18 protein-coding genes are annotated in these 21,666 nt (G+C 58.9%); 12 read left to right on the top strand and 6 right to left on the bottom strand.

Annotation, left to right across the window (positions count from 1 at the left end):
* Nucleotides 1-13: 13 nt before the first annotated feature.
* Complete coding sequence (locus AB4P92_RS26545; protein ID WP_007912451.1) at nucleotides 14-664, bottom strand: N-acetyltransferase; 651 nt, start codon at nucleotides 662-664, stop codon at nucleotides 14-16.
* Nucleotides 665-993: 329 nt separating this feature from the next.
* On the opposite strand from AB4P92_RS26545, the gene xthA reads away from it, so the two are divergent.
* Both xthA and AB4P92_RS26535 read left to right on the top strand, forming a co-directional pair.
* Nucleotides 994-1,806 carry an exodeoxyribonuclease III gene (gene xthA, locus AB4P92_RS26540; RefSeq protein ID WP_047301970.1) on the top strand — a complete coding sequence of 271 codons (813 nt, stop codon included), beginning with the start codon at nucleotides 994-996 and terminating at the stop codon, nucleotides 1,804-1,806.
* Nucleotides 1,807-1,995: 189 nt separating this feature from the next.
* Entirely contained in the window at nucleotides 1,996-3,330 is a 1,335-nt protein-coding gene (locus AB4P92_RS26535) for a substrate-binding domain-containing protein (RefSeq protein WP_395598416.1), read from the top strand.
* A gap of 131 nt (nucleotides 3,331-3,461) precedes the next feature.
* On the opposite strand, the gene AB4P92_RS26530 is transcribed toward AB4P92_RS26535, so the two are convergent.
* Nucleotides 3,462-4,691: an acyl-CoA dehydrogenase gene (locus AB4P92_RS26530; RefSeq protein ID WP_042559910.1), complete on the bottom strand. Its 1,230-nt coding sequence runs from the start codon at nucleotides 4,689-4,691 to the stop codon at nucleotides 3,462-3,464.
* A 171-nt stretch (nucleotides 4,692-4,862) separates the two neighbouring features.
* Here AB4P92_RS26530 and AB4P92_RS26525 point away from each other — a divergent pair, with 171 nt between their 5' ends.
* The 3 genes from AB4P92_RS26525 to AB4P92_RS26515 all read left to right on the top strand — a co-directional run bounded on the left by AB4P92_RS26525 (nucleotide 4,863) and on the right by AB4P92_RS26515 (nucleotide 7,433).
* Complete coding sequence (locus tag AB4P92_RS26525; RefSeq protein WP_042559911.1) at nucleotides 4,863-5,792, top strand: LysR family transcriptional regulator; 930 nt, start codon at nucleotides 4,863-4,865, stop codon at nucleotides 5,790-5,792.
* Between the two features lie 197 nt (nucleotides 5,793-5,989).
* Nucleotides 5,990-6,388 (top strand): MerR family DNA-binding transcriptional regulator, encoded by a 399-nt coding sequence (locus AB4P92_RS26520; protein ID WP_042559912.1) that lies wholly within the window; start codon nucleotides 5,990-5,992, stop codon nucleotides 6,386-6,388.
* Between the two features lie 145 nt (nucleotides 6,389-6,533).
* The gene (locus AB4P92_RS26515; RefSeq protein ID WP_042559913.1) at nucleotides 6,534-7,433 is read left to right on the top strand and encodes a hydroxymethylglutaryl-CoA lyase; all 900 of its coding nucleotides are present in this window, start codon (nucleotides 6,534-6,536) and stop codon (nucleotides 7,431-7,433) included.
* 670 nt (nucleotides 7,434-8,103) lie between these two features.
* On the opposite strand, the gene AB4P92_RS26510 is transcribed toward AB4P92_RS26515, so the two are convergent.
* Nucleotides 8,104-9,801 carry an AMP-binding protein gene (locus AB4P92_RS26510; RefSeq protein WP_395598415.1) on the bottom strand — a complete coding sequence of 566 codons (1,698 nt, stop codon included), beginning with the start codon at nucleotides 9,799-9,801 and terminating at the stop codon, nucleotides 8,104-8,106.
* Between the two features lie 297 nt (nucleotides 9,802-10,098).
* Between AB4P92_RS26510 and AB4P92_RS26505 the strand changes: the two genes are divergently transcribed.
* The 4 genes from AB4P92_RS26505 (at nucleotide 10,099) to AB4P92_RS26490 (ending at nucleotide 15,853) form a co-directional block, all read left to right on the top strand.
* A complete protein-coding gene (locus tag AB4P92_RS26505) occupies nucleotides 10,099-11,262 on the top strand; it encodes an isovaleryl-CoA dehydrogenase (RefSeq protein ID WP_395598414.1) in 1,164 nt (387 codons plus the stop codon).
* Nucleotides 11,263-11,366: 104 nt separating this feature from the next.
* The gene (locus tag AB4P92_RS26500; protein WP_395598413.1) at nucleotides 11,367-12,971 is read left to right on the top strand and encodes a carboxyl transferase domain-containing protein; all 1,605 of its coding nucleotides are present in this window, start codon (nucleotides 11,367-11,369) and stop codon (nucleotides 12,969-12,971) included.
* 117 nt (nucleotides 12,972-13,088) lie between these two features.
* Nucleotides 13,089-13,904 carry a gamma-carboxygeranoyl-CoA hydratase gene (locus AB4P92_RS26495; RefSeq protein WP_395598412.1) on the top strand — a complete coding sequence of 272 codons (816 nt, stop codon included), beginning with the start codon at nucleotides 13,089-13,091 and terminating at the stop codon, nucleotides 13,902-13,904.
* The gene (locus AB4P92_RS26490) at nucleotides 13,904-15,853 is read left to right on the top strand and encodes an acetyl/propionyl/methylcrotonyl-CoA carboxylase subunit alpha (protein WP_395598411.1); all 1,950 of its coding nucleotides are present in this window, start codon (nucleotides 13,904-13,906) and stop codon (nucleotides 15,851-15,853) included. The genes AB4P92_RS26495 and AB4P92_RS26490 overlap by 1 nt, the downstream gene beginning before the upstream one ends.
* Nucleotides 15,854-15,892: 39 nt before the next feature.
* On the opposite strand, the gene AB4P92_RS26485 is transcribed toward AB4P92_RS26490, so the two are convergent.
* On the bottom strand, nucleotides 15,893-16,552 hold the full coding sequence (locus tag AB4P92_RS26485; protein ID WP_042559919.1) for a LexA family transcriptional regulator: 660 nt from the start codon (nucleotides 16,550-16,552) through the stop codon (nucleotides 15,893-15,895).
* Nucleotides 16,553-16,682: 130 nt separating this feature from the next.
* On the opposite strand from AB4P92_RS26485, the gene AB4P92_RS26480 reads away from it, so the two are divergent.
* The 3 genes from AB4P92_RS26480 to AB4P92_RS26470 all read left to right on the top strand — a co-directional run bounded on the left by AB4P92_RS26480 (nucleotide 16,683) and on the right by AB4P92_RS26470 (nucleotide 19,992).
* Nucleotides 16,683-17,021, top strand: a complete 339-nt coding sequence (locus AB4P92_RS26480) for a DUF6124 family protein (RefSeq protein ID WP_042559920.1) — start codon at nucleotides 16,683-16,685, stop codon at nucleotides 17,019-17,021.
* Nucleotides 17,022-17,488: 467 nt separating this feature from the next.
* Nucleotides 17,489-18,640 carry a M14-type cytosolic carboxypeptidase gene (locus AB4P92_RS26475; RefSeq protein ID WP_395598410.1) on the top strand — a complete coding sequence of 384 codons (1,152 nt, stop codon included), beginning with the start codon at nucleotides 17,489-17,491 and terminating at the stop codon, nucleotides 18,638-18,640.
* Nucleotides 18,641-18,792: 152 nt separating this feature from the next.
* The gene (locus AB4P92_RS26470; protein ID WP_395598409.1) at nucleotides 18,793-19,992 is read left to right on the top strand and encodes an MFS transporter; all 1,200 of its coding nucleotides are present in this window, start codon (nucleotides 18,793-18,795) and stop codon (nucleotides 19,990-19,992) included.
* On the opposite strand, the gene AB4P92_RS26465 is transcribed toward AB4P92_RS26470, so the two are convergent.
* Both AB4P92_RS26465 and AB4P92_RS26460 read right to left on the bottom strand, forming a co-directional pair.
* On the bottom strand, nucleotides 19,989-20,534 hold the full coding sequence (locus AB4P92_RS26465; RefSeq protein WP_042559923.1) for a cytochrome b: 546 nt from the start codon (nucleotides 20,532-20,534) through the stop codon (nucleotides 19,989-19,991). The two genes, AB4P92_RS26470 and AB4P92_RS26465, sit on opposite strands and share 4 nt — an antisense overlap.
* A complete protein-coding gene (locus AB4P92_RS26460) occupies nucleotides 20,531-21,637 on the bottom strand; it encodes a catalase family peroxidase (RefSeq protein ID WP_395598408.1) in 1,107 nt (368 codons plus the stop codon). Before AB4P92_RS26460 ends, AB4P92_RS26465 begins: the two co-directional genes overlap by 4 nt.
* Nucleotides 21,638-21,666 lie beyond the last annotated feature (29 nt).

Raw genomic sequence — 21,666 nt, 5'->3', positions numbered from 1 at the left:
AGAAGTTCGATTGCTAAGCTGTTGCAGTTTGTAACACCTGAGGGTTGGCGTGGAAAAATACGTGCTCACGCACCGGGCCGACGGCAACTTCGCCGATCTCCTCGTAACCCTGTCGTTTGTAAAATTCCAGATATCGTGGATTGCCGGTGTCGAGCACCACACCTTGCGACGTTTCGTCCACCGCGCACCAGTTGTGTACGGCCGTCAGCAGTTGCTCGCCGAAGTGCTTGCCCTGGAACTGTGGATGAATGCCGAGCAGCGGCAACATGTGTACCGAATCACTCGGCACGCACGCGGCGACGGCATCGTGATATTCCAGATAGCGCCGGGTGCAGCGAAAACCGGTGCTGAGCACCATGCGCAGACGCCAGGCCCAACTTTCGGTGATGCCCAAACGGCGCTGCGGCGGCGCGATCAGAGCGATGCCGATCAAGCGGTCGTTGACCAGCAGGCCGATGGCGGGCAAGTCCTGAAGAAAGTGCTGCTTGACCAGTTCGCGCACCGTCGCACGCACGCGCTGCTCGTATCCGGGACGCTCGGCTTCGAACAGGTAACCGAAGGTCGGCTCGTGGCGATAGGCCTGATAGAGCAGGGATCTGGCTTCGCGGGAATAACCGCGGTCGAGCATATGAATGTCGGCGATGGCGGTCTGGGTTTCAGGCATGTCAGTGATTCTCCCCTGGCACCGCTTGAATGGCGGGGCTCTTGTTGGTACGAACCTTTTGCGGGTGGCGCAGTTCCCCCACAGGTATAGACCAAAGCGGGATCTTCATCGACTGAACGGACGCCATCGCTGGCAAGCCAGCTCCCACAGGTTTCTCGGGTGTTCACAAAATTTGTGTTCGCTGGAGATCCCTGTGGGAGCTGGCTTGCCAGCGATGGCGCCATTGCAGACAGCACAAATCCCACAGACCAAACCGAATCTGCCTGCCCCAACACTGGCCCCCATCCCACATGTCAGCTAGCATCGCCCTTTTGCCAGGACTGCCGACCATGAAGATTGTTTCCTTCAACATCAACGGACTGCGCGCCCGTCCGCATCAGCTGGCAGCGCTGATCGAAAAACACCAGCCGGACGTGATCGGCCTGCAGGAAACCAAGGTCCACGACGATCAGTTTCCGCTGGAAGAAGTACGTGCCCTTGGCTACCACGTATATTTCCACGGCCAGAAAGGCCATTACGGCGTGGCAATACTCTCGCGTCAGGAGCCGATTGCTATCCACAAAGGTTTCGCGACTGACGAAGAAGACGCCCAGCGCCGCTTCATCTGGGGCACTTTCGCAGACGCCAATGGCGTGCCGGTGACGATCATGAACGGCTATTTCCCACAGGGTGAGAGCCGCGACCACCCAACCAAATTCCCCGCCAAGCAGCGCTTTTACAGCGATCTGCAAACCCTGCTGGAAAGCCGGTTCAGCAACGAACAGCCAGTGGTGGTGATGGGCGATGTGAACATTTCCCCGGAAGACTGCGACATCGGCATCGGCCCGGACAACATGAAGCGCTGGCTGAAAACCGGCAAATGCAGCTTCCTGCCGGAAGAGCGCGAGTGGATGGCCCGCCTGAAAAACTGGGGCCTGACCGACAGCTTCCGCCACCTGAACCCGGACGTGACCGACATGTTCAGCTGGTTCGACTACCGCAGCCGTGGCTTTGAAGATGAACCGAAACGCGGGTTGCGCATCGACGTGATTCTGGCATCCCACGGTTTGCTGCCCCGGGTAAAAGCGGCGGGTGTCGACTATGAATTGCGCGGCATGGAAAAGCCTTCGGACCATGCGCCAATCTGGCTTGAACTGAGCTGATCCTCAAATCACCTGAAATCCCCCTGTGGGAGCGAGCCTGCTCGCGAAAGCGGTGTGTCAGTTGCGAAAATGTTTCTGATACACCGCTTTCGCGAGCAGGCTCGCTCCCACACTGAATCGCTGTCATGTTTTGGTCATACGCCTGACTTAATCTCCCCGGCAATCCCCTTGGCTTCAATTGGTGCCGGCATGACCCTGCGTGTTTTACTGGTTTTTCTGTTGGGCGCATGGCTGAAGGTCTACGCCGCTGCCCTGCCCATCGCGCAAAACGGCCCGGCACTGCGCATCCAGGGGTCCAACACCATTGGCGCCGAACTCGGCCCGGCACTGGTTGAAGGATTGCTGCGAGAGCAAGGTCTGCTGAAGATTCACCGCGAAACCGCGGACACCGCCAATGAACTGCGGATCGTTGGCCAGACCGCGCAAGGTCAACGCGTTGTAGTGGAAGTTGCGGCCCACGGTTCGAGTACCGGATTCGTCGCATTGAAAAACGCCAGCGCCGATCTGGCCGCGTCTTCCCGCGAGATCAAGGATGGTGAGTTACAGACACTGCAATCACTCGGCGATCTGAAAAGCCCCAGCGCCGAGCAAGTCATTGCCATCGATGGCCTGGCGATCATCCTCCACCCCGATAATCCATTGCAGCAACTGGATACCGAACAACTGGCGCGGATCTTCAGTGGCGAGCTAAAAACCTGGGAAGACCTCGGCGGGCGTGGTGGCGTCATTCATTTATATGCGCGGGATGATCAGTCCGGGACGTACGACACGTTTAAGGAATTGGTCCTGAGTCGTCGTGGGAAAAGTCTGAGTAACGCGGCGAAACGGTTTGAATCCAGCGAGCAATTATCCGACGCCGTCAGCAGCGATCCACAGGGGATCGGCTTCATCGGTTTGCCGTACGTGCGGCAGGCCAAAGCGGTGGCGATAGCCGATGGCGCGTCGCAATCGATGCTGCCACTCAACAGCTTGATCGCCACCGAAGACTATCCGCTGTCGCGACGATTGTTCTTCTATCTGCCGCCCGACAGTCAAAACCCGTGGGCCAAGGCATTGGTGGCGTTTGCGCAAAGTCGTCAGGGCCAGGCGATAGTCGCGGCCAACGGCTTCATCAGTCAGACCGTGCATGCGATGACGGTTGCACCGAATGCGCTGATGCCAGAGGGGTATCAATCCCTCAGCCGTCACGCCCAACGTCTGACAGTCAATTTCCGTTTCGAGGAAGGCAGTGCCAGCCTCGACAACAAGGCTCGGCAGGATCTGGCTCGGGTATTCGACTATATAAAGCGCCACGACAAAACCGATCGTGCGGTAACGCTGGTGGGATTTGGCGACATCAAGGACGACCCGGCGCGGGCGGACTTGTTGTCCAAATTGCGGGCGATGGCCGTACGGCGTGAGCTGGTGAAAAACGGCGTGGTACTGCGCGAGGTGCGCGGATTTGGCGCGCAGATGCCGGTGGCAGCCAATAGCGCGGATGAAGGTCGGATCAAGAATCGGCGGGTTGAGGTTTGGGTTTATTGAGCTTGATGTAGATGTGTTGAATGTATGGGCCCCTTCGCGAGCAGGCTCGCTCCCACATTTGATCGCATTTCTTTTGATGGAATGCGGCTGAATGTGGGAGCGAGCCTGCTCGCGAAGCAGGCGACGCGGTCTTACTGACCGCTACGCAGCATTTCCTTCGGCACATATTTGCCGATTTCGAACTTGCCGATCGCCGCGCGGTGCACTTCGTCCGGGCCGTCAGCCAGGCGCAGGGTGCGCTGCATGGCGTACATGTAGGCCAGCGGGAAATCGTTAGACACCCCTGCCCCGCCATGCATCTGGATCGCCCGATCAATCACGCGAAGTGCCACGTTCGGCGCGACAACCTTGATCTGTGCGATCTCGCTCTTCGCCACTTTGTTACCGACAGTGTCCATCATGTAGGCCGCTTTCAACGTCAGCAGGCGCGCCATGTCGATTTCCATCCGCGAGTCGGCGATCTTGTCGACGTTACCGCCCAGACGCGCCAGGGGTTTGCCGAATGCCGTGCGGCTCACCGAGCGTTTGCACATCAATTCCAAGGCACGTTCAGCCATGCCGACCGATCGCATGCAGTGGTGAATTCGGCCCGGGCCAAGGCGACCCTGAGCGATTTCGAAGCCGCGTCCTTCACCCAGCAGGACGTTTTCGTACGGCACGCGTACGTTGTCGAACAGCACTTCAGCGTGACCATGCGGCGCGTCGTCATAACCGAATACCGGCAGCGGACGGACGATTTTCACGCCGGGGGTGTCAACCGGCACGAGGATCATCGAGTGCTGCGCGTGGCGCGGCGCATCAGGATTGCTCAGGCCCATGAAAATGAGGATTTTGCAGCGTGGATCGCAGGCGCCGGAAGTCCACCACTTCTTGCCATTGATCACCCACTCGTCGCCATCACGCACGGCGCGGGCGGCCATGTTGGTGGCGTCGGACGAAGCAACGTCCGGTTCGGTCATGGCAAACGCCGAGCGGATCTCGCCGCGCAGCAGCGGTTCAAGCCAGCGCTGTTTCTGTTCTTCGTTGGCGTAACGCACCAGCACTTCCATGTTGCCGGTGTCCGGAGCCGAGCAGTTGAACGGCTCTGGCCCGAGCAACGAGCGCCCCATGATTTCTGCCAGGGGTGCGTATTCGAGGTTGGTCAGACCGGCGCCGAGCTCCGATTCCGGCAGAAACAGATTCCACAACCCCTGTGCCTTGGCCTTGGCTTTGAGCTCTTCCATGATCGCCGTCGGCTGCCAGCGATCGCCTTCGGCAACCTGGCGTTCGAACACGGCTTCGGCCGGGTAAACGTAAGTGTCCATGAACGCGGTCACGCGCTCACGCAGTTCTTGCACCTTGGGCGAATAAGCGAAATCCATGAGCAATTACCTTCTTGGGCAGAGGTTGTTTAAGTCATGCAATCGATGCTAGAACAGCGTTGATAATTTACCTAGCCTATTCTCGGCGTGTATTAACATTCATCACCGATATATGATCGACTGATTGTCAGCCCCTAAAACACTTGCCCTTAAAACAAGAGAAGCCGCGTTATGAATCTGAGCAAGGTCGACCTCAACCTTTTCATCGTCTTCGACGCGATCTACACCGAAGCCAACCTGACCCGTGCCGGGCAGATTGTCGGCATCACGCAGCCTGCGGTGTCCAACGCGCTGGCGCGGTTGCGCGAAACGTTTAACGACCCGCTCTTCGTACGCACGGCTCAGGGCATGGTGCCGACGCCAATGGCACAGAACATCATCGGCCCGGTGCGCAACGCGCTGTCGCTATTGCGCGTATCGGTTCAGGAAAGTCGCATTTTCAACCCGGCGCAAGCGGTCAAGACCTACCGCATCAGCATGACCGACCTCACCGAGGCCGTGATTCTGCCGCCGCTGTTCCAGCGTTTGCGCCGTTTGGCGCCGACGGTAATCATTGAAAGCTTCCTGTCCAAACGTCGCGAGACCACCAAGGAACTGGCGGCCGGACGTCTGGATTTTGCCGTGGATGCGCCGCTCAACACCGACCCGCAGGTGCGTCACGTCAAGCTGATGGAAGACCGCTACGTTTGCGCGATGCGTAAGGGCCATCCGATGGCGGGCAAGGAAAAATTCTCCCTCGATGACTATCTGTCGTTGACGCACATCCATATTTCCAGCCGTCGCAGCGGCCTCGGCTATGTGGACCTGGCACTTGGAAAAATGGGCATTCAGCGCAAGATCGCATTGCGCTCGCAGCATTATTTGATGGCGTCCCAGGTGATGCAGCAGACCGACATGGTCATGACCGTGCCGGAGCGTTTCGCCCGTCGCCATGAACTGCATGCGTTTAATCTGCCGGTCAACGATGTGCCGCCGGTGGAGACACATCTGTATTGGCATGAGAGCACCGATCAGGACCCGGCGAATCGCTGGATGCGCGAGCAGATGATCGAGTTGTGCCAGCAGGTGACGGCGCATGAGAAGAAGCTGGATAAGGTGTAAGAAATTACACCGCGTTATCGTTCTTCGCGAGCAGGCTCGCTCCCACAGGGGATTGCTCTCTGACTGAATTAATGCGGTCGAATGTGGGAGCGAGCCTGCTCGCGAAGGGGCCATCAAATACACCAAAAATCATCCCGCTTGACGTAAACGTCAACCTGCCATTAGCTTAGCGCCAAGACCTTTTATCGAGCGCTTTCATGAGCAGCCAGACCTATAGCATTTCCGACCTTGCCCGCGAGCTGGACATCACCACCCGGGCAATTCGCTTTTATGAAGAGCAAGGCCTGCTCAGCCCTGAGCGTCGCGGCCAGGAACGCATCTATTCGCCCCGCGACAAGGTCAGCCTGAAGCTGATACTGCGTGGCAAGCGCATTGGTTTCTCGCTGGCCGAATGCCGCGAACTGATCGAACTCTACGACCCGTCCAGCGGTAACACCAAACAACTCAACAGCATGCTGGCGAAAATCAGCGAGCGTCGGGAACAACTGGAGCAGCAATTGCTCGACATCGAGCAGATGAAGCTGGAACTCGATACCGCCGAAGAACGCTGCGTGCAGGCGCTGGAGCAGACGCTCAAGAGCCAGCAAGCCATTTAAGAGTCAACTTTTTCCCCTGTGGAAGCGGGCTTGCCCGCGATTAGGCCGGAGCGTCCAGCATTCATGTTGACTGAGCCGACGTCATCGCGGGCAAGCGCGCTCCAACAGGACTCTCAACGAATCAAAATTCAAGCAGGTCAACGCCATGTCCCTCCCCTCCCAAGTACGCCTGATCGAAGTCGGCCCGCGCGATGGCCTGCAGAACGAAGCCCAACCGATCAGCGTGGCTGACAAGGTGCAACTGGTCGACGCCCTGAGCGCCGCAGGTCTTGGCTATATAGAAGTCGGCAGTTTCGTCTCACCGAAATGGGTGCCGCAGATGGCCGGGTCCGCCGAGGTGTTCGCGCAGATCCAGCGTAAGCCCGGCGTGACCTACGGTGCACTGGCGCCGAACCTGCGTGGTTTCGAAGATGCTGTCGCGGCCGGGGTCAAGGAGGTCGCGGTGTTCGCCGCGGCATCCGAAGCGTTCTCGCAGCGCAACATCAACTGTTCGATCAGTGAAAGCCTGGCACGGTTTGCGCCGATCATGGACGCGGCGAAACAGCATGGCGTTACCGTGCGCGGTTACGTTTCCTGCGTGCTCGGCTGTCCTTACGAGGGCACCGTCGCGCCGGAGCAAGTGGCCATGGTTGCGCGCGAGTTGTACGCGATGGGCTGTTATGAAGTGTCGCTCGGCGACACCATCGGCACCGGCACCGCAGGCGCGACTCGTCGCCTGTTTGAAGTGGTTTCGGCGCAGGTGCCAAGAGAAAAACTCGCCGGGCACTTTCACGACACCTATGGCCAGGCCATGGCCAACATCTACGCCAGTCTGCTCGAAGGCATCGCGGTGTTCGACAGCTCTATCGCCGGTCTCGGCGGTTGCCCGTACGCCAAAGGTGCGAGCGGTAACGTCGCCACCGAAGACGTTGTTTACCTGCTCAACGGCCTGGGGATCGACACCGGAATCGACCTGGACGCCTTGATTGCCGCGGGTCAGCAAATCAGCGCAGTGCTCGGTCGCCCGAGCGGCTCGCGCGTGGCCAAGGCCCGTAACGCACAGTGAGGCCAAGGGTGTTACCGCCGCGTCCGCAAAGTGGGCACGAGCGAGTAACACGGAAACAAATTGTCTGGCTTTGACCGGTCGATAAAATCCGCGAAAATATCAAACCATTGATTTATAAGGACTTTTTAAAGTTGGCACGCGTCCTGCTATCTCTATGGCATAACAAGAATAAAAAGCGGCAAACCAATAAAAATAAGACGTAACGACTCTGACATAACAAAAACAACACGGCAGAGACGCAGCTAACAGATTTTTTTGGAGAAGGTGTGTTTTTCAGGGTGCTCTCAGGAGTGACCCGCAACCGGGCAGAGAATAATAAAACTACCTTCAGGTAGCTCCCGAATCGGTTGGATCGTTTAACGAGAAAGCAGATCAGCGCTCAAAAAAATACGTTTGCTCTTGACCCCGGATGGGGGTCGCCAAAAACAGCGGTAAAGGGCCACGGTTGCCAAAAACAACAATAGACCGACCCTCAATAATAAAAAAAGAGCACGCGACGACAAAATTAAAGGGGAGCCTCGGCTCCCCTTTGTGCTTTCTGTGATTCCTCTTTGCAACACCGCTTACCCCCTGTGGGAGCGAGCCTGCTCGCGAAAGCGGTGTGTCATCAACAAGGATATTGGCTGACCTGACGCCTTCGCGAGCAGGCTCGCTCCCACAGGGGTTGCGGTTAACGCTCGATGGTTTTCAATTCTTCGATACTTATTTCCCGCATCCTGAATTTCTGAATCTTGCCGGTCACCGTCATCGGAAACTCTTCGACAAACTTGAAATGCCGTGGTGTCTTGAAGTGCGCGATGCGCTCCTTGCACCAGGTTTGCAGCTCCAGTTCTGAAGCGTTGTGGCCTGGATGGAATTTGATCCAGGCGACAATTTCCTCACCGTAACGCGAACACGGAATGCCGATCACCTGTACGTCCGCCACGGCCGGATGGGTAAAGAAGAACTCCTCCAGCTCACGCGGATAAACATTCTCGCCACCGCGAATGATCATGTCCTTGTTACGTCCGGCGATGTTCACATAGCCATCGTCATTCATGCTCGCCAGATCGCCGGTGTGCATCCAGCCGGCCTCATCGATGGCCTCGGCGGTGGCCTGCGGATTGCTCCAGTAGCCAAGCATCACACTGTAACCACGGGTGCAGAGTTCGCCGATGGTGCCGCGCGGCACCAGGTTGCCGGCCTCGTCGATGATCTTGCTTTCAAGTTGCGGTTGGGTGCGGCCGACAGTGGTCACACGCAGTTCCAGCTCATCCGCTGGACCGGTCTGTAGCGAAACGGGGCTGGTTTCGGTCATGCCGTAGGCGATCTGCACTTCGCTCATGTGCATCTCGCTGATGACCCGGCGCATGACTTCGATCGGGCAAGTGGCGCCGGCCATGATGCCGGTGCGCAGGCTCGACAGATCGAATTCGCCGCGTTGTGGCTGGTCGAGCATGGCGATGAACATGGTCGGCACGCCGTACAGGCCGGTGGCCTTTTCCTCGGCGACCGTTTGCAGGGTCAGCAACGGATCGAAGGCATCGTTGGGATAAATCATCGTGCTGCCGTGGGTAATGCAACCAAGGTTGCCCATGACCATGCCGAAGCAGTGATACAACGGCACCGGGATAACCAGTCGATCAAGCGGCGTCAGGCCGATACTTTCGCCGACCATGTAACCGTTATTGAGAATGTTGTAGTGACTGAGGGTCGCGCCCTTGGGGAAACCGGTGGTGCCGGAGGTGTACTGGATGTTCACCGGTTGATCGAAGTGCAGGCTCTCGCTGCGTTCATGCAGTTGTTGCGGGGCGATGCTGGCGGCCATATCGGCCAGTTGCGACCACGGCAGGAAACCCGACGGCGGTTGTGCGTCGAGGCTGATCACGCCACGCAGGTCCGGCAGACGCTCGCTGCGCAATTGGCCGATGGATTGCTCCGCCAGTTCCGGCACCAGTCCCTGCAACATGCCGTGATAGTTGGAGGTCTTGAATGCTCCGGCACAGACCAGCCAGTTGCAGCCCGACTGCTTGAGGACATATTCGAGTTCGGAGGTGCGGTAGGCCGGGTTGATGTTGACCAGGATCACCCCGATTTTCGCAGTGGCGAATTGGGTGATGCACCACTGCGCGCAATTCGGGGCCCAGATACCGAGTCGATCGCCCGCCTGCAATCCCAACGCCAGCAAAGCCCTGGCATGCAGATCCACTGCGTCAGCGAGCTGTCGCCAGGAGTAGCGCAGCTGCTGATGGCGCACCACCAACGCCTCGCCGTCCGGGTATTGCGCGACGGTCTGGTCGAACATCTGCCCGATGGTCATCGCCAGCAAGGCTTTGTCCTGGGAACCTCGGGTGTAACTGCGCTGCGGATTTGCACTGGGTTGATCCATGACGACCCCTATTGTCTTTATTAGCGGGTTTGCCGGATTAAATCCCTGTGGGAGCGAGCTTGCCCGCGAAGCGGCCATCTGATTCGACATCCGTGTCGACTGGTATGGCGCCTTCGCGAGCAAGCTCGCTCCTACATGGGACAGTCCGTTTTCAATCTTGAACGACCCTTACTCTCGCCTAAGTTGACGTTAACGTAAAGTGTGATTGACAGTCACTCATCGCAGGCTTACGTTAACGTCAAGGTGAGAGCTGAACCGCCGCCCTCCCCACCCTACAAAAAAGCCAAAAGGTGACCCATGAGCTACCCATCCCTGAACTTCGCCCTCGGTGAAACCATCGACATGCTGCGCGATCAGGTTCAGTCCTTCGTCGCTAAAGAGATCGCCCCACGCGCGGCGCAAATCGACAGCGACAACCTGTTCCCTGCCGACATGTGGGGCAAATTCGGTGACATGGGCCTGCTCGGTATCACCGTGCCGGAAGAGTACGGCGGCGCAGGCCTGGGGTATCTGGCGCACGTGGTGGCGATGGAAGAGATAAGCCGCGGCTCGGCCTCGGTGGCGTTGTCCTACGGCGCGCACTCCAATCTGTGCGTCAACCAGATCAACCGTAACGGCAACCACGAACAGAAAACCAAATACCTGCCGAAGCTGATCAGCGGCGAGCACGTCGGCGCGCTGGCAATGAGCGAACCGAACGCCGGTTCTGACGTGGTTTCAATGAAACTGCGCGCCGACAAGCGTGGCGACCGCTACGTCCTCAACGGCAGCAAAACCTGGATCACCAACGGCCCCGACGCCAGCACCTACGTGATCTACGCCAAGACCGATCTGGAAAAAGGCGCGCACGGCATCACTGCATTCATCGTCGAGCGCGACTGGAAAGGCTTCAGCCGCAGCAACAAGTTCGACAAGCTCGGCATGCGCGGTTCCAACACCTGCGAGCTGTTCTTCGATGACGTCGAAGTGCCGGAAGAGAACATCCTCGGCGTGCTCAACGGCGGCGTGAAAGTGCTGATGAGCGGCCTCGATTACGAACGCGTCGTGCTGTCGGGCGGCCCGACCGGGATCATGCAGTCGTGCATGGATCTGATCGTCCCGTACATCCATGACCGCAAGCAGTTTGGCCAGAGCATCGGCGAATTCCAGCTGATCCAAGGCAAAGTCGCCGACATGTACACCCAACTCAACGCCAGCCGCGCCTACCTTTACGCGGTGGCCCAGGCCTGCGAGCGCGGTGAAACCACACGCAAGGACGCTGCCGGCGTAATCCTTTACACCGCCGAACGTGCCACGCAGATGGCCCTCGATGCGATCCAGATTCTCGGCGGTAATGGTTACATCAACGAATTCCCCGCCGGTCGTCTGCTGCGCGACGCCAAGCTGTACGAAATCGGCGCCGGCACCAGTGAGATTCGTCGCATGCTGATCGGTCGCGAACTGTTCAACGAAACGAAATGAATTTCGTCAGCGGCAAGCTGCGAGCGTCAAGCGGCAAGAGACATGCGCTCTCGCCTCAACTTGCAGCTCGTTGCTTGAAACTTGAAGCTGCTACGGAGTAGCACATGATTCTGCACACTCAGCTCAATCCTCGTTCAGCGGAATTCGCCGCCAACAACGCCGCGATGCTCAAACAGGTCGACGCCCTGCACACCCTGCTCGCCCAGGTCGCGCAAGGTGGCGGCGCGAAAGCACAGGAACGCCACACCTCGCGGGGCAAACTGCTGCCGCGTGAACGCATCAACCGCCTGCTCGATCCGGGCTCGCCGTTTCTGGAAATCAGCCAGTTGGCCGCCCACGGTGTCTATGGCGAAGACGTTCCGGCCGCAGGCGTGATCGCCGGTATCGGCCGGGTTGAAGGCGTCGAATGCATGATCGTCGCCAACGATGCGACGGTGAAAGGTGGTTCGTACTATCCATTGACCGTAAAAAAACACCTGCGCGCCCAGACCATCGCCCAGCAAAACCGCTTGCCGTGCATTTATCTGGTGGATTCGGGCGGTGCCAATCTGCCGCGTCAGGACGAAGTGTTCCCGGACCGCGAACACTTCGGGCGGATCTTCTTCAATCAAGCCAACATGAGCGCGATGGGCATTCCACAGATCGCTGTGGTCATGGGCTCGTGCACCGCCGGTGGCGCTTACGTGCCGGCGATGGCCGACGAAGCGATCATGGTGCGCAACCAGGCAACGATTTTCCTTGCCGGCCCGCCGCTGGTGAAAGCCGCGACCGGGGAAGTGGTCAGCGCCGAGGACCTGGGCGGCGCCGATGTGCACTGCAAGATTTCCGGGGTGGCCGACCATTACGCCGAAAGCGACGAGCACGCCCTGGCCCTCGCCCGCCGCAGCGTCGCCAATCTCAACTGGCGCAAGCTCGGCGAAGTGCAGCAGCGCACACCGATCGCTCCGCTGTACAACAGCGACGAGTTGTACGGCGTGGTCTCGGCCGACGCCAAGCAGCCGTTCGATGTCCGTGAAGTGATCGCGCGGCTGGTCGATGGCTCGGTGTTCGACGAATTCAAAGCACTGTTCGGCACTACGCTGGTCTGCGGTTTCGCCCATCTGCACGGCTACCCGATCGCCATCCTCGCCAACAACGGCATCCTCTTCGCCGAAGCCGCGCAGAAAGGCGCGCACTTCATCGAACTGGCCTGCCAACGTGGCATTCCACTGCTGTTTCTGCAAAATATCACCGGCTTCATGGTCGGCCAGAAATACGAGGCCGGCGGCATCGCCAAGCACGGTGCAAAACTGGTGACCGCCGTGGCGTGCGCCAAGGTGCCGAAATTTACCGTGATCATCGGCGGCAGCTTTGGCGCCGGTAACTATGGCATGTGCGGTCGCGCCTACGACCCGCGTTTCCTGTGGATGTGGCCGAACGCGCGCATTGGCGTGATGGGCGCCGAACAAGCGGCTGGCGTGTTGGTACAGGTCAAACGCGAACAGGCTGAACGCAGCGGCCAGGCGTTCAGTGCGGAGCAGGAAGCCGAGATCAAGCAGCCGATTCTCGACCAGTACGAAGAACAGGGTCACCCCTATTATTCAAGCGCACGGCTGTGGGACGACGGCGTCATCGACCCGGCGCAGACCCGCGATGTATTGGCCCTGGCCTTGTCCGCGTCGTTGAACGCGCCTATCGAACCGAGCCGCTTCGGCGTGTTCCGGATGTGATGCTTTTGTGGGCGCGAGCCTGCTCGCTAAACGGTCTGTCAGGAATCAGAGATGTCGATTGATAGACCGCTTTCGCGAGCAGGCTCGCTCCCACAAGAACCGTGGAGACGGATGAATATGAGCGACTTCAACACCCTCGAACTGCACAGCGACCCACGCGGTTTTGCGACTCTGTGGCTCAACCGTGCAGAGAAGAACAACGCCTTCAACGCCGAAATGATCCGCGAACTGATCCTCGCCCTCGACAAGGTTGCCAGCGACGCCAGCCTGCGTTTCCTGCTGGTGCGCGGGCGCGGCAAGCATTTCAGCGCCGGCGCCGATCTGGCCTGGATGCAGCAATCGGCCGAACTCGATTATCACACCAACCTCGACGACGCTCGGGAATTGGCGGAGTTGATGTACAACCTGGCCAAACTGAAGATTCCCACCCTGGCCGTGGTGCAAGGCGCAGCATTCGGCGGCGCGTTGGGTCTGATCAGTTGCTGCGACATGGCAATTGGTTCCGATGATGCGCAGTTCTGCCTGTCGGAAGTGCGTATTGGCCTGGCGCCAGCAGTGATCAGTCCGTTTGTGGTGCAGGCCATCGGCGAGCGCGCAGCACGCCGCTATGCCCTGACCGCCGAGCGTTTTGGTGGCCAGCGTGCGCGGGAAATCGGCTTGTTGTCCGAGAGCTATCCCAGCGCAGAGCTTGAGCAACAGGTCGAACAATGGATCGACAATCTGCTGCTCAACAGCCCGGCCGCCATGCGCGCCAGCAAGGATCTGTTGCGTGAGGTCGGCAATGGCGCGCTGACACCAGCCCTGCGCCGCTACACCGAAAACGCCATCGCCCGCATCCGCGTCAGCCCTGAAGGTCAGGAAGGCTTGCGCGCCTTTTTGCAAAAACGTCCGCCGAGCTGGCAAGCCGCAACCACCACCAAGGAGCCGCATTGATGAGCGCACCTGTTCTCACCACCCTGCTGGTGGCCAATCGTGGCGAAATCGCTTGCCGGGTCATGCGCACCGCCAAGGCCCTGGGCCTGACCACCGTCGCGGTGCACAGCGCTACCGACCGTGATGCGCGACACAGCCGTGAAGCAGATATCCGCGTTGATCTGGGCGGCAGCAAAGCGGCCGACAGTTATCTGCAAATCGACAAACTGATCGCAGCGGCCAAGGCCAGCGGCGCACAGGCGATTCATCCGGGTTATGGCTTTCTTTCCGAGAACGCCGGATTCGCTCGCGCCATCGAAGCCGCGGGTCTGATCTTCCTCGGCCCGCCCGCCTCGGCCATCGACGCCATGGGCAGCAAATCCGCCGCCAAAGCGCTGATGGAAACAGCTGGCGTGCCGCTGGTGCCGGGTTATCACGGCGAAGCGCAAGACCTCGACACCTTCCGCGACGCCTGTGAACGCATCGGTTATCCGGTGCTGCTCAAAGCCACTGCCGGTGGTGGCGGCAAAGGCATGAAAGTCGTCGAGGACGTCAGCCAACTGGCCGAAGCCCTCGCCTCCGCTCAACGTGAAGCACAGTCATCGTTCGGCGACTCGCGAATGCTGGTGGAGAAATACCTGCTCAAGCCACGCCATGTGGAAATTCAGGTGTTTGCCGACCAGCACGGCAACTGCCTTTATCTCAATGAGCGTGATTGCTCGATTCAGCGCCGCCATCAGAAAGTTGTCGAAGAGGCGCCGGCACCGGGGCTGACCGCGCAGCTGCGCCGCGCGATGGGTGAAGCGGCTGTGCGTTCGGCGCAGGCGATCGGCTACGTTGGCGCGGGCACCGTGGAATTCCTGCTCGATGCTCGCGGCGAATTCTTCTTTATGGAGATGAACACACGACTGCAGGTTGAGCATCCCGTGACCGAGGCCATTACCGGTCTGGATCTGGTGGCGTGGCAGATCCGCGTTGCGCGTGGTGAAGCGTTGCCGATCACTCAGGAGCAAGTGCCGCTCAATGGCCATGCCATTGAAGTTCGGTTATATGCCGAAGATCCGTCGAATGACTTCCTGCCCGCCGCCGGACGTCTGGCCCTGTATCGCGAATCAGCCGATGGCCCGGGACGCCGGGTAGATAGCGGCGTCGCAGAAGGTGACGAGATTTCGCCATTCTATGACCCGATGCTCGGCAAGCTGATTGCCTGGGGCGAAGATCGTGAGCAGGCGCGTCTGAGGCTGCTGAGCATGCTCGATGAGTTCGCGATTGGCGGCTTGAAAACCAATATCAATTTTCTCCGGCGGATCATCGCTCACCCCGCGTTCGCGGCGGCGGAACTGGATACCGGTTTTATTCCGCGTTATCAGGAGCAACTGTTGCCGGCTCCAGGCGAGTTGAGCGATGCGTTCTGGAATGTGGCGGCGCAGGCGTTTGCGCAGAGCCTGCCGAGCTTTGCGCGGGCTGATGACCCGAATTCGCCATGGGCTCGCAATAGCGGTTTGCGCGCGGGTCTGCCGCCGGAAATCACCCTGCACTTGAGTTGCGAGGGCCAGGATCGCGCGTTGACGTTGGGTGCAGGTAGCACCGCCAGACTGTTGGGTGAAGCACTGATTGTCGAGCACGACGGGGTGCGTCGTGACTTGCGCGCTATCCGTCAGGGCGATTCACTGTATCTGCAATGGGAAGGCGAGTTGCGGCGTATCGAGTCGTACGACCCGATCAGCGCTGTCGAAGCCAGCCACAGCCATCAAGGCGGACTGACTGCGCCAATGAACGGCAGCATCGTGCGGGTTCTGGTTGAAGCGGGTCAATCGGTTGAGGCCGGGGCGCAACTGGTGGTGCTGGAAGCCATGAAAATGGAACACAGCATCCGCGCACCACACGCCGGCGTGATCAAGGCGCTGTATTGCCAGGAAGGCGAAATGGTTGGCGAAGGCAGCGCTTTGGTTGAGCTGGAAGCTGTGTGAAATGAAGATCGATCCTACGACTGGCGAGGATCGATCTGACTAAAAACGCGCCGTTGCCTGAACCACTACGCCGATAATTCGACACTCATCGGTAAACAGGGCTTTCGGCCAGGTCGGATTGAGCGGCACCAGATAGCGCTGGCCGCCCTCTTCGTCGAGTTTTCGAAAAATCGCTTCGTCGCTTCCCGGCCACTGCGCGATCACCAGCTTGCCGGGCACCGCCTCCACCTCTGGATCCACCAGAATCAGCATGCCTTCAGCAATGCTTATGCCACTGGGCGCGGTCATCGAATCCCCCGTCACCGTCAGCCAGAACGCAGCACCTCGGGCGTGGTAATCCGTCAATTCGAAGCGTTGTTTATCGGGCGCGGGCGCATAGGCTGGCTGTCCGCTTTCGCGCACCTCGCACGGCGCTCGCCAGTCACTGACAGGGTAACGGAAGTACGGGTTGTACTTCTGCGCCAGCGGCATCTCATCCTCCGGCGTCTCCTGCTGCTCGCGGATCAGTACCACCACTTCCAGATATTCCATGCCCAGCGCATGCAGCACGCGATTCATTTCAGTGATGCCCGGTTCCCTACGTTTGTTCAGCCAATGACCGATCCCTCCCTGGGACATACCGACGCGCTCTCCGAGCACTGTTTGAGTGATTTTGAGTTCACTCATCTTGGCCTTGACCAACTCAATCCATTTATCCATGTGCAGCACCTTACGCGGAGGCCTTCCGCACAACAAAACACAAATTGTAGTATTTAATTTTTAGTCACAACTACACTTCGTACTATTCTGAAAGCACGGATTTTCAATCGAACAAGGAGTGGCCGTCATCATGAATATCAGCAGCAAAGACTTGCCCGATCTGCAAATGGACACCACGTTCACCTCGCCACAAGGCAATGCCGCGGCACAGCGAGCACTGGACTATTACTTGAAACCGGCTGTGTCAGAGCCCGAAGTCGATGAGCGCTTCTTCGATGTGAGGCGCCATCTCAGCGGCGAGGAAGCGCTGGTGCACGCCTCGGATCTACTGCGATGCGCAGCAGCCACCGCGTTCAAGGCAGCAGAAAACCTGCAGGGCGCGAGCCGCGACCTGGCATTTTCGGTGGTGCACATGGTGGATATGGCGCGGGCGATGGTCGACCACTCGCTTGATGGCGAGGAAACCTGAAGGCGCGAGAGGAAAGAATTTTCCAATCGTGCAAATGAAAACATTTGACTTGCAAATGATAATGATTATTATTGCATGCAGCTGGTCGCGAGATCAGTCGATGGACCAGAGACCTTAGGTCGGTCTTCTGGACTATCTCCTCATCAGGCTAATCACGGTTTTTGACCCGGCTTTTTGCCGGGTCTTTTTTTGCCCATTTTTGGGCTTATAGCTTCAGGCTAATGAAGTCGTTAGATGCTGCAAATTCGATGGCGCGGATAATATCAAAAGAATATCGATTGGCAAGACAAGCCCGGCTGCATTGGGGAAAACAAACAACAGATAGCACTTGAGAATCAATCGCATACACTCTAAGCTGCATCCGCGTCATGGAGGACGCCCCCGCCTCCACACCACAATTGCACTCGGTTTCACGTCCATCTTGTGTGTAAAGTAACGGCCATAAAAATCATATTCAGGAACCGATTATGACCGTGGCCAAATCTTCGTTCGACATCAGCGCCAATTTCGACAGCGGCAATATCCAAGTCATCGATATCAGTAATCCGCTCAACCCGGTTCTGGCCATCCGCCCGGACACCCGCAGCGCGCATTTCCAGTGGTTTCACTTCAAGGCCAGCGGTTTGCATGTCGGCCAGGAGCACTGGTTTCGCCTGAACAACGCCAGTCAATCGACTTACAGCAAAGGCTGGCCAGGCTATCAGGCAGTGGCCTCCTACGATCACGTCAACTGGTTCCGTGTGCCGACGATCTTCGAAGGCGACTGCCTGCGTTTCTCCCTTGAAGCCACCCAGACCCACGCATGGTTCGCCTACTTCGAACCTTACAGCCGTGGCCGTCACGACTGGCTGATCGAGCAGGCGCTGACCAAGGCCGGCACCGAACTGCTGGCCACCGGCAAAAGCGTCGAAGGCCGCGATATCCAATTGCTGCGCAAAGGCACAGGTGCCGAAGGCCAGCGCAAAGTCTGGATCATCGCCCAGCAACACCCGGGTGAACACATGGCCGAATGGTTCATGGAAGGCGTGATCGAGCGTCTGGAAAGACACGATGATCCGGTCATGAACACATTGCTCGCCAGCGCCGATCTTTACCTGGTGCCGAACATGAACCCGGACGGCGCGTTCCATGGTCACCTGCGCACCAATGCCATGGGCCAGGACTTGAACCGCGCCTGGCAGAACGCCACTCAGGAATTCAGCCCTGAAGTGCTTTTCGTGCAGCAGCAAATGGAAAAATACGGTGTCGATCTGTTTCTCGACGCCCATGGCGATGAAACCATCCCGCACGTGTTTACCGCCGGTTGTGAAGGCAATCCGGGCTACACACCACGGATCGAGAAGCTCGAAGAACATTTCCGCAATCACTTGAAGCACACCACCAAAGACTTCCAGACCAAGTACGGCTACACCCGCGACGAACCGGGCCAGGCCAACATGACCCTGGCGTGCAACAGCGTCGGTCAGAAGTACGATTGCCTGTCGCTGACGCTGGAAATGCCGTTCAAGGATCACGACGACCATCCAGATCAACACACCGGCTGGTCGGGCAAACGCTCCAAGCAATTGGGCAAAGATGTGCTGACCACCATTGCCGACATGGTCGACACACTGCGTTGATCCCCCGCTCTCGGTAATCCGCAAAAGATCGCAGCTTGTCTGCGATCTTTTGTTTTGTGCAATGCACAGCCTTGCTCGATCAGGTTGCAAAACGAAACCAGATTACATATCGTGATTCTGGTTTTAATTTGAAACCTAAAAGGAAGCCGGGTATGAAACCTCATTCACTCAACAACAGCGTGATACTGCTCTTTGCCGTTGCCTGTGGTCTGGCCGTGGGCAATGTGTATTACGCGCAACCGCTGCTCGACGCGATGGCCGAAGCGTTTGCCATGTCGCCAGCAACCATTGGCATCGTGATTACCCTGACTCAGGTCGGTTACGGCGTCGGCCTGGTATTGCTCGTGCCACTTGGCGATTTGCTCAACCGACGACGATTGATCGTCGCACAGACGCTGCTATCGGCCGCGGCGTTGCTGATGATCGCGCTGGCACCCACCAGCCTGTGGCTATTGATCGGCATGACCTTGACCGGTCTGCTCGCCGTGGTAACGCAAGTATTAGTGGCTTATGCAGCGACGCTGGCGATCCCGGCACAACGCGGGCGCGTGGTTGGCGTGGTCACCAGCGGCATCGTGGTCGGTATCTTGCTGGCGCGCACGGTCGCAGGCGCCATGGCCGATCTGGCTGGATGGCGGGCAATTTATCTGCTGTCGGCGGGGCTGACGTTGTTGATCGCTTTACTGCTGTTTCACGTGCTGCCAAAAAAAGAACGTCCGCAGCCGACGACAACCTATCGTGCATTGATCATCTCGGTTTTTGGTTTGTTCAGGGAAGAACCCGTTCTGCGTCAGCGCGCAATGCTCGCCCTGCTGACTTTCGCCAGCGCCATGGTGCTGTGGACGCCGATGGTCCTACCGCTAGCCGCCCCGCCGCTGTCACTTTCCCACAGCGAAATCGGCTTGTTCGGACTTGCCGGTGCCGCAGGCGCGTTGGCCGCCGCCCGCGCCGGGCATTTGGCTGATCGAGGTCTCGGCCAGTGGGTCAGTGGGTTATCGCTGTTGTTGATGCTCGGCTCGTGGCTGCCGATCGCCCTCACCCAATCTTCGCTGTGGGCGTTGCTACTTGGCGTAATCACCCTCGATCTGGGCTTGCAAGCCGTGCACGTCACCAGCCAAAGCATGATCTACAGCGTGCGCCCGGAAGCACAAAGCCGCCTCACCGCCGGTTACATGTTGTTCTATTCGATCGGCAGCGCGCTGGGTTCGATCGGCTCTACCGCCATGTATGCGTGGGCCGGATGGATCGGCGTGTGCTGGCTGGGCGCGGGCATCAATGCCCTGGCGTTGGCGTACTGGTACCTGACGCTGAGAAGTGGCGCATCTTCACAATGCGCCACTCAGGCAGGCTAACGACGATCACGCCCGCGCAACATGCTGTCGAGCACCTCGTCGCGGCGCACCCAGCCATGGAACAGCGCCGCCGCCAGGTGCAGCAGCACTGTCAGGAACAACAGATATGCCAGATACCCATGGGCCTTGCGCAGCAACGCAAACAACTGCGCATCGGCCGGCACAATTGACGGTAACAGCAGCGAGCTGCTGAGCATCACCGGTTCGCCCGACGCACTGATCATCGCCCACCCGAGCAACGGCAACACCAGCATCAGCGCATACAGCAATACATGCGAAGCCTTGGCCGCCATCACTTGCCAGTTCGGCAAATCGGCGGGCAGCGGCGGTTGCCGAGTGGAAAACCGCACCAGAAGACGCACGATCACCAGCGCCAGAATCGCAATACCCAATGGCTTGTGCAGATGGATCAGCCATTCATGCCGCTCGGAAACCGAGGTGACCATGCCGGCGCCAATAAACAGCATGGCGATGATCATCAGCGCCATCAGCCAATGCAGCAGCCGCGCCAGCAGCGCGAAATGAGTCGGTTGAGTGCTCATGGACGAGCCTCCTGTTTGGCGGCGGGCAACTGGCTGACTTCGCTGGTGCGTCGCAGGTAGGAATCGGCGTAACCGGCGGAGCGAGCCGCAAGCAACGGATCGTCGGAACCTTGAAGCCCGGCCGGTAGCACCAGCGGATCGTAGTTGATGTCGCGGCACTCGCCGCTCAGTTGCGGTTGAGTTCGCTCCAGCACCAAGGTGCCGGCGTTCAGAACCTTGCGCCCCTCTGGCCAGGCTTTGCTGGCGTCGTTCACCGGGTCATCGGCATTGGCCAAGGTAATGTTCAACTGAAAACGCAACGGTGCGGAGGCCAATCGTTGCACCAGGTCTTTCTCCAGAAAATCGCCCCCCTCAGGCGCAGAGGCACCCGCAGCGTCCTGCGCCAAGGGTTTCATGCTCCAGCGCACGGCCTGTTTTTTGCCACTGGCGTCCACCAGATAGAACGCGTTGACGCTGTTATACGTTTCAGTGGCGTAACTGGCGGACGGCTTGGCGGTCTTCACCCACGTCAGAAACGGCACGGTTTCCGGGTGCGCTGCAAAAAAGGCTGGCACCTTGGTCGGATCCGGTTTGCCGGTGGCTGGATCCGGCGACTGTGCCTGTTGCAACTGATAGAACGCCTCAGGCGTGCCAACCGGAAACACCGGCATGCTGTTCATCCCGGTGCGCCATTGCTGACCATTGGCCTGAGTGAATCGCAGCGCCAGGCTGCGGATCGGCACGCTGCTGTCAGGTGCATAAGGATTGCCCGCCGGCAGCGCGAAACGCCCGACCACTGGCGTGCGCGGATCATTGAACACCTGCGCGGTGGAGAACACTCGCGCCTCGCCACTGCTCTCAAAATGCCCGATCACGCACACGCCTTTGGCGTGATTACGGCGAAACCCGGGATGCACGCCGTTGTTCTTCTCCAACACATCGACCAGCGCTTTGGGCGTCAGACGTTGTGGGTCAAAGGTGCCATTAACGTAGGCAAAAGCCCCGGCCACGGCGGCGACTACCACGGCAATGGCGCCAAGACGCAATACCAGGCTCGCGGCACTCAATGGCAGGCGCTGCGGCCCGCCGGGTGGTGCCGCGTTGGGTGAGCTGCGATCAACCATGAAAGACTCCAGGGCCATCGGCCATAGGG

Origin of the sequence: Pseudomonas sp. A0308, assembly GCF_044218815.1 — a bacterium.
Taxonomy (GTDB): Bacteria; Pseudomonadota; Gammaproteobacteria; order Pseudomonadales; family Pseudomonadaceae; genus Aquipseudomonas; species Aquipseudomonas iridis.
The sequence above is the reverse complement of the archived record's forward strand: the minus strand, read 5'-3'. Positions and strand labels throughout refer to the sequence as shown.

Excerpts from the sequence above, each read along its gene's own strand:
- AB4P92_RS26500 (WP_395598413.1), top strand. The coding sequence starts at position 11,367 with ATGATTCTGCACACTCAGCTCAATCCTCGTTCAGCGGAATTCGCCGCC.
- AB4P92_RS26460 (WP_395598408.1), bottom strand. The coding sequence starts at position 21,637 with ATGGTTGATCGCAGCTCACCCAACGCGGCACCACCCGGCGGGCCGCAG.
- AB4P92_RS26480 (WP_042559920.1), top strand. The coding sequence starts at position 16,683 with ATGAATATCAGCAGCAAAGACTTGCCCGATCTGCAAATGGACACCACG.
- AB4P92_RS26485 (WP_042559919.1), bottom strand. The coding sequence starts at position 16,552 with ATGGATAAATGGATTGAGTTGGTCAAGGCCAAGATGAGTGAACTCAAA.
- AB4P92_RS26520 (WP_042559912.1), top strand. The coding sequence starts at position 5,990 with ATGAGCAGCCAGACCTATAGCATTTCCGACCTTGCCCGCGAGCTGGAC.
- AB4P92_RS26495 (WP_395598412.1), top strand. The coding sequence starts at position 13,089 with ATGAGCGACTTCAACACCCTCGAACTGCACAGCGACCCACGCGGTTTT.
- AB4P92_RS26465 (WP_042559923.1), bottom strand. The coding sequence starts at position 20,534 with ATGAGCACTCAACCGACTCATTTCGCGCTGCTGGCGCGGCTGCTGCAT.
- AB4P92_RS26490 (WP_395598411.1), top strand. The coding sequence starts at position 13,904 with ATGAGCGCACCTGTTCTCACCACCCTGCTGGTGGCCAATCGTGGCGAA.
- AB4P92_RS26525 (WP_042559911.1), top strand. The coding sequence starts at position 4,863 with ATGAATCTGAGCAAGGTCGACCTCAACCTTTTCATCGTCTTCGACGCG.
- AB4P92_RS26530 (WP_042559910.1), bottom strand. The coding sequence starts at position 4,691 with ATGGATTTCGCTTATTCGCCCAAGGTGCAAGAACTGCGTGAGCGCGTG.
- AB4P92_RS26535 (WP_395598416.1), top strand. The coding sequence starts at position 1,996 with ATGACCCTGCGTGTTTTACTGGTTTTTCTGTTGGGCGCATGGCTGAAG.
- AB4P92_RS26470 (WP_395598409.1), top strand. The coding sequence starts at position 18,793 with ATGAAACCTCATTCACTCAACAACAGCGTGATACTGCTCTTTGCCGTT.
- AB4P92_RS26510 (WP_395598415.1), bottom strand. The coding sequence starts at position 9,801 with ATGGATCAACCCAGTGCAAATCCGCAGCGCAGTTACACCCGAGGTTCC.
- AB4P92_RS26505 (WP_395598414.1), top strand. The coding sequence starts at position 10,099 with ATGAGCTACCCATCCCTGAACTTCGCCCTCGGTGAAACCATCGACATG.
- xthA (WP_047301970.1), top strand. The coding sequence starts at position 994 with ATGAAGATTGTTTCCTTCAACATCAACGGACTGCGCGCCCGTCCGCAT.
- AB4P92_RS26475 (WP_395598410.1), top strand. The coding sequence starts at position 17,489 with ATGACCGTGGCCAAATCTTCGTTCGACATCAGCGCCAATTTCGACAGC.
- AB4P92_RS26545 (WP_007912451.1), bottom strand. The coding sequence starts at position 664 with ATGCCTGAAACCCAGACCGCCATCGCCGACATTCATATGCTCGACCGC.
- AB4P92_RS26515 (WP_042559913.1), top strand. The coding sequence starts at position 6,534 with ATGTCCCTCCCCTCCCAAGTACGCCTGATCGAAGTCGGCCCGCGCGAT.